We start from the raw sequence: 5,806 nt of genomic DNA, 5'->3' as shown, positions 1-5,806 counted from the left end.
CCTTCATAGTGATGGACGGCAGCGTGTGGGCGCCGATGATGTCGCTCACCAGCGCGTAGGTCTCGTAGCTGATGACGATGCCGCCGGGCTCAGCGATCGACTGCAGCCGGGCGGCGAGGTTCGCCTCGGCGCCGATGATGGTGTAGTCCATCCGGTCGGCGCTGCCGAAATTGCCGACATTGCAATAACCTGAATTGATCCCGATCCGGGCCCGGAATGGCTGCTCGATCCCTGACGCGCGCCACTTGCTGTTCAGTTCGACCAGTCGGCGCTGCATCGCCCAGGCCATGCGCACGCAGGCCTGCGCGTCGGCGCGGTCGCCTTTGGTCTCCGGATCGCCGAAGAAGATCAGCATCGCGTCGCCGATGAACTTGTCGATCGTGCCGCCGTAACGATGCGCGATCTCCGACATCTCGGTGAAATACTCGTTGAGCAGCTGGGTGATCAGCTCCGGCTGCAGCCGCTCGGTGGTGGCGGTGAAGTTCTGAATGTCCGAGAAGAAGATCGTCAGCTTCTTGCGCTCGGTGTGGATGGTGACGTCCTTCTGGCCGGAGAAGATGCTCTTGTAGATCTGCGGAGGGATGTAGCGCGAGATCTTCATCGACAGCGTGGCAAGGAAGTCGTTGTTGGTCTCGAGCTCCTTGTTCATCGCGACGATGCGGTCGGCCTGCCGCCGTTGCATCGCCAGGAACGACACGCCGCAAACCGCCGCCAGCGCGAAGTAAGCAAGCAAAAACTTGAACGAGAACAGATTGGCGGCGATCGGCTGAGTGATCGTCACCTCCTGGATGCCGCGGACGTCGCCGACCTTCCAGTCGGTTTTTGGGCTCTCCGGATGGGTGTTGTGGCAGGCGACGCAGGCCGGCGCCATCGTCACCGGCGAGACCAGCCGGACGCTGTCGCTGAACAGGCCGGCCTGGCCGGTCACGATATTGCTGCTCGCGTCCTTGCGCAGCGCCGCCAGCGCCTCGCGTTCGAACGCGTCGAGTTCGTGCGGCGCACGATTGGCAAACGGATAGTCCGACACGAAACGGTAGGAGATGTTGCTTTGCTGCTCACCGATCACCCGGCCGAGTTCGAGCGACAGCGTCGCGGGGATCGGGATCGCACCCGGAATGTTCTGGTAATCGTGCACGACTTTGACGTCGCTCGGATGCTCCAGAATGCGGCCGACAACGTTGGCGGCATAATAGTGCCGGACGCTCTTGATCACCGAATTCAGGTCAGACGCCTGTCGCCGCAGCGCCGCGTCGGCGAGATTCGTCAGGTCGAGCCACACCGCGACCGGCAGCGCCAGCAGCAGAACCGCGATCAAGCCGGCGGTGAGCCCACTACGTCGCCGGAGCGTCTGCCGATTGTCATGATCCATCCGCGCGCCTCGCCCTGCTGTCCTGGTCCTAGCGGTCGGAACCTAAAGCGGCAGGCGGGGGCTGAGAAGGCACAACGGTGCAACGCTACCGAATTTGTGACTTGGCCGGAAATCGCCAGAGAAGCGGGCTTTTCGGCCCGGCTTAGCGCCCAACGGATCGGATTGGGCGGCCCTGCGAGATGAAGGCATAGTGGCCGTTGGCAAAGGTGCCGAGCATCAGGGCTTCAACCACTGGCTCGGCGATCTCGCCGCTACCGGCCCAGTCGACGACGAAGTTCGCCCCGGTGCCGCCCCGCGTGTCGAGCGTCGGCACGAAAGCCTCGATGGTGGCGAACGGCTTCAGCGCCACCGGCTGCTTCAGATAGCTCTGCACCATCTTGCCGGTGCCGTCGAAAAACGCGATCCGGCGGATCACCAGCGGCTTGGTCTCCGAGGCGTTGTGGACGCTCAGCGTCACCGAAAAATCGGCGCGCGCCTTGCCCTGTGCGATCGAAACGCTCGAATAGGCCGGCACATAGACCGCCCCGGCGGTCGACAGCGGCTCGGCCGGCAGCGCGGTCAGCGACGCGGCGAAGGCTTGCTCGAGGCTCGGCCCCTCGGTCCGATTCTGGGCGAAGCTGGCGGCTGCCGACGACAGCAGCACTCCGATCGCCAGCAGCCCGATCCGGTAGCAGGCGGCGATTCTGCCGGCCAGACAATCGCGCCGAGTTATGTCTTTCGATCGCATGGCATTACCCTTAATGTACGGCATTCACTCAACGGCGGCCGAGGGCATGCACGAACTGATTCGCGACATCACGCTGTGCATCCTGTTCGCCTGGATGCTCGGCCTCTCCGCCCATTTCTTCCGTCAGCCGCTGATCCTCGCTTATCTTATCGCCGGCTTCGTGATCGGTCCATTCGGCCTCGGTCTGGTGCAGTCGAAGGAATCGATCTCGGTGATCTCCGAGCTCGGCCTGATCTTCATGCTGTTCATGATCGGGCTCGAGATCGACCTGAAGAAGATCGTACGCGCCGGAAGTGTGATCCTAGTGGCGGCCGGCGTGCAGCTGATCGGCGGCTGTCTGCTCGGCATCGCCTTCTTCGCCACCATCGGGCTGGCGATCGGCGGCGGTCAGTTCGACGCCGTGTATCTGATGGTCGCCTGCGCGCTGTCCTCCACCGTGATCATCGTCAAGGTTCTGTACGAGAAGCGCGAGCTCGACACCCTGCCCGGCCGCATCACGCTGGGCATTCTGGTGCTGCAGGACATCTTCGCGATCCTGTTTCTCGCGGTTCAGCCCAGCCTGGCCGACCTGCAGATCTCGGTACTGATCCTGTCGATCGCCCGGGTCGGGGCGCTGGTCGCGACCGCGCTGGTGCTGTCGCGCTACGTGCTGCCCTGGCTGTTCCACCGCGTCGCCCGAACGCCCGAACTCGTGCTGCTCGGCGCGCTGGCATGGTGCTTTCTGATCGGCGAGATCGCCGAGCGGCTGCATCTGTCGCGCGAGATGGGTTCGCTGGTCGCCGGCGTGTCGCTGTCGACCTTCCCCTACGCGCTCGACGTCACCGCCAAGGTGACGACGCTGCGGGACTTCTTCATCACGCTGTTTTTCGTCGGCCTCGGCATGACGATTCCGATCCCCAACGGCTCGATCATTTCGATGGCGCTCGCGATCGCCGTGTTCACCGTCGTCAGCCGCCTCGTCACCACTTTCGTGCCGCTGTATCTGATGCGCCAGGGGCTGCGCGCCAGCCTCCTGCCGGCGCTCAATCTGGCGCAGATCAGCGAGTTCTCGCTCGTGGTGATCCAGACCGGCATTCCGGTCGGCCATCTGCGCACGGAAACCGCGAGCGCGGCGTCGTTCGCCTTCGTCCTGCTGGCAGTGCTGTCGACATTCGCAATGGCCCGCAGCGACCAGATCACCCGGCGCGCCATCCCGCTGCTGAAGCGGCTCGGCCTGCGCGATCTCGATCAGCAGGCTGAGGCCGAGCATGACAGCGGCCACGGCGCAGCGCGGCGGATCGTGATTCTCGGCTTCTTCCGCGCGGCGAGCGCGCTGATCAGCGAGATCGAACGGCGCAACGAGGACTTGCTGCAGCAGATCACCGTGATCGACTTCAATCCGAACGTCTATCGCACGCTGGCGACCCGTGGCATGCATGTCGTCTACGGCGACATCAGCAACGTCGACACGCTGCTGCACGCCGGTGTCGGCAATGCCGAGATCATCATCCTCAGCGTGCCGGATTCGCTGCTGAAGGGCGCTACCAACGAGCGGCTGGTGCGCCACGTCCGCGGACTCAATCCCACGGCGAAAATCATTGCAACAGCCGACCTGCTGGCCGACGTCAACGCGCTCTACGTCGCGGGGGCCGACTATGTCACCGTGACCCGGATCAGCGACGCCGAACAGCTCTACAGCGTGATCGAGGCCGCCGACGACGGCCTACTCGACGACAAGCGGGCAGCGCTCGACGCCCTGCTCGCCGAGCGCAAGGAAGTGCTGCCGTAGGTCGGTTTTGCCTTCGATCGCATCAGGGCGATCGGTTGCGGTCGCTGCTGCAAAGATGGCGGCATGGGTGAGGAGACGCGAAGCGTGGCCTCGCCCCCCTTTGCGACCGCAACGTGTCACCGGTTTGGTACGCGGGAACGAGACGCCGTTTCATCACTAGCCACCGCGGTGCCGTCGTTGGTCCACGCGTGGTATTGATTTGCGGGCTGCGGCCGCCCGGTAAGATAGCCCTGAAATTCGTCGCAGCCGAGCTCGATCAGGAAGTCGAGCTGATCGTCCTGCTCCACGCCTTCGGCGATCACTGACAGCCCCAGGCTGTGGCCGAGACCGATGATCGCTTTGACGATCGCGCGCGACTGCGGATTGGACATCAGCTGCGCCACGAAGCCACGGTCGATCTTGATCTTGTCGAATGGAAACGACTGCAGATAGGACAGCGACGAATAGCCGGTGCCGAAGTCATCCATCGCCAGATGCGCGCCGAGATCCTTGATGCGGCGCAGCTGACCGATAGCGCGACCATCGTCCTGCATCAGCACGCCCTCGGTGATCTCGATGTGCAGCCTGCCCGGCTGCAAGCCGGTTTCGAACAGGATCGACAGCAGCGTCGCGGGCACGTCGCTGCGGCGAAAATCGATCGGCGACAGATTGACGGCAATCGTCAGCGGCTTGTCCCAGGTCGCTCCCTCGCGACAGGCCGCACGCAGGATCTGTTCGTCGATTTCGGTGATCAGCCCGGTCTCCTCGGCGAGCGGGATGAACTCCGCCGGCGCAACCAGTCCGCGGGTTGGATGACGCCAGCGGACCAGCACTTCGAAGCCGACGATCTCACCGGAGGCGGTGACTTGCGGTTGAAAATACGGCTCGAACTGCCGCTTCTCGACCGCGTCGATCAGATCGCGGTGGAGGGTTCGCTTCTCGCGCAGACTATTGTCGAGCGACGTCTCAAAGAACCTGAACGAGCCGCGCTGATCGGCCTTGACCCGGTACAGCGCCGCGTCGGCATTGGCGATCAGATCTTCGGCGGTGCGGCCGTTGTCCGGAAACATCGCGACGCCCATCGAACAACTGGCGCGGATGATGCCGCCCTTGAGCTGGAAATCGATCGAGAACCCGGCGAGGATTCGCTCGCATAAAGCCTCGGCGTCCTCCGGTTTCGAGCCTTCGGCGGTGAGGATCACGAACTCGTCACCGCCGACGCGCGCGACGAACGCATCCGCCGCCGACTCGGCGAGACGACGCGCGATTTCGCGGAGGAATTCGTCGCCTGCAATATGGCCATAGACGTCGTTGATCTCCTTGAAGTGATCGAGATCGAGACAGATCGCCGCGAAGCTGCTCTGGCCGGCCCTGGCTCGCGCGATCGTATCGGCCAGCTGCTTATCGAACGCGATGCGATTCGGCAGCAGAGTCAGCCCGTCATGATGCGCCAGAAATTCGATCCGGGCGCGGCTCTGCATGCGCTCGGTATAGTCTTCATACGTCAGGACCCAGCCGCCATTCGGCATCGGCTGGTAGGTGATGTGGATTTCACGGCCGTCCTCCAGCGACGCCATCCAATCCGTGGCCGCGCGATCGACAATCGCCGCGGCGAGCTTGCCGCGATGCGTGTCGGCGTCGCGAAACATCGTGCCGGCGGCCGTTTTCAACTGGAGCTGACGTTCATGATCGTCGCCGTACACCACGTCGCTGGCATTCAGCCGATACAGTTCGAGGTATTGCGCATTGCACAGCCGGAGCTTGCCGTCCGCATCGTACATGCACAGGCCTTGCCCCATATTGTTGAGCGCCGCATCGAGCTGCACGCTGCGTTCGGTAACGCGGCGATGGCTACTGCGGTCGATCAGCGCGGCGAACAGCCCGGCACCGACGATCGCGCTGGTCGCAAGCGCGACCGTCAGGCATAGCGCCACGGGCGACAACCGCGGCGACAGCGCATCGG

The 5,806-nt window shown here is 63.9% G+C and carries 4 protein-coding genes; 1 reads left to right on the top strand and 3 read right to left on the bottom strand.

Features of this window, described 5'->3' with window-relative positions; translation table 11 throughout:
• A partial coding sequence (locus ACOJTD_RS25940) for an adenylate/guanylate cyclase domain-containing protein (RefSeq protein WP_420135721.1) occupies positions 1-1,369 on the bottom strand: 1,369 nt, incomplete at its 3' end.
• A gap of 142 nt (positions 1,370-1,511) precedes the next feature.
• On the bottom strand, positions 1,512-2,096 hold the full coding sequence (locus tag ACOJTD_RS25935; protein ID WP_420135720.1) for a DUF3124 domain-containing protein: 585 nt from the start codon (positions 2,094-2,096) through the stop codon (positions 1,512-1,514).
• A 46-nt stretch (positions 2,097-2,142) separates the two neighbouring features.
• Between ACOJTD_RS25935 and ACOJTD_RS25930 the strand changes: the two genes are divergently transcribed.
• Complete coding sequence (locus tag ACOJTD_RS25930; RefSeq protein WP_420135719.1) at positions 2,143-3,864, top strand: cation:proton antiporter; 1,722 nt, start codon at positions 2,143-2,145, stop codon at positions 3,862-3,864.
• Positions 3,865-3,980: 116 nt separating this feature from the next.
• Here ACOJTD_RS25930 and ACOJTD_RS25925 read toward each other — a convergent pair.
• The coding region (locus ACOJTD_RS25925) for a putative bifunctional diguanylate cyclase/phosphodiesterase (RefSeq protein ID WP_420135718.1) at positions 3,981-5,806 on the bottom strand (1,826 nt) is incomplete at its 5' end.

This window comes from Rhodopseudomonas sp. (assembly GCF_048594845.1).
Lineage (GTDB): Bacteria > Pseudomonadota > Alphaproteobacteria > Rhizobiales > Xanthobacteraceae > Rhodopseudomonas.
This window is presented reverse-complemented; position numbering and strand designations above follow the sequence as displayed.